At 56.1% G+C, this 864-nt stretch carries 2 protein-coding genes; both read right to left on the minus strand.

Annotated elements, in window-relative coordinates; all coding sequences use genetic code 11:
• Positions 1 to 396: IS5 family transposase (locus GKO01_RS16225; RefSeq protein WP_244901523.1), on the minus strand; the 396-nt coding region annotated here is incomplete at its 3' end.
• Positions 306 to 779, minus strand: a complete 474-nt coding sequence (locus GKO01_RS16230; RefSeq protein ID WP_206035477.1) for an IS5 family transposase — start codon at positions 777 to 779, stop codon at positions 306 to 308. The genes GKO01_RS16225 and GKO01_RS16230, both read right to left, overlap by 91 nt.
• Positions 780 to 864: the final 85 nt, after the last annotated feature.

Raw genomic sequence — 864 nt, forward strand, 5'->3', positions numbered from 1 at the left:
GGTCGCGTTGACAAAAGATTCAATCCAAAGCCTCGCGGCGGCGATATTGAGGAAGCTCATGAAGGACAAGGCGGTTTTGTCGTAGCGGGTTGCAATACGCCGCATCTGCTTGAGTTTGTTGAACATCCGCTCAATGCGATTGCGGTCTCTGTAACACCGCCAGTCTGTTTTCTGTGGAACACTGCGGCCTTTTCGTGAGGGAATAACCGGCAGGATACCACGGAGCAGCAGATCCTGGCTGAACCAGTCGCTGTCATAGCCCCGGTCGGCCAGCATGGCTTTGGGGTTTGGAACCGCAAACGCCATCAGGGTATCTGTGGCTTTGTAATCCGAGACCTGACCTCCGCTAAGGGCAAAGCCGAAAGGACGTCCTTGATTGTCGCACCGGGCGTGGATTTTGCTCGTAAAACCGCCGCGTGATCGACCAAAACCTTCCGTATGAGCCCCCCTTTTGCACCCGTTGCCTGGGAGTGGGCGCGGACCACGGTACTGTCGACCATATGCTGCCAGTCATCACTCAGACCCAGGTCAACCAGGGTTTGCAGCAGGGCATCCCAGACACCCTGTTCAGCCCAACGCCGGAACCTGACATAGACTGAGTTCCATTTTCCGTAGCGCTCATGCATGTCCCGCCACGGACAACCGGTGCGCAGGACATACAACATGCCGTTGAGAAACCGGCGATTGTCTCCGGATGGCCGTGCCCAACGGCCACGCTCGGATGGCAAAAGCGGACCAATCAGCGCCCATTCACGATCCGTCAGATCCCCTCGTGCCATCCTCGCTTCACCTTATCGTCTTCGTTAAAGACAACAGTGGATCAGATCTCAGAATGAGCGTATAGACCTTTTGTCAACGCGACCT

It is taken from the genome of Gluconobacter kondonii (genome assembly GCF_002723995.1).
Taxonomy (GTDB): Bacteria; Pseudomonadota; Alphaproteobacteria; order Acetobacterales; family Acetobacteraceae; genus Gluconobacter; species Gluconobacter kondonii.

Coding starts and splice junctions, on each gene's coding strand:
- GKO01_RS16230 (WP_206035477.1), bottom strand. CDS start 779: ATGGCACGAGGGGATCTGACGGATCGTGAATGGGCGCTGATTGGTCCG.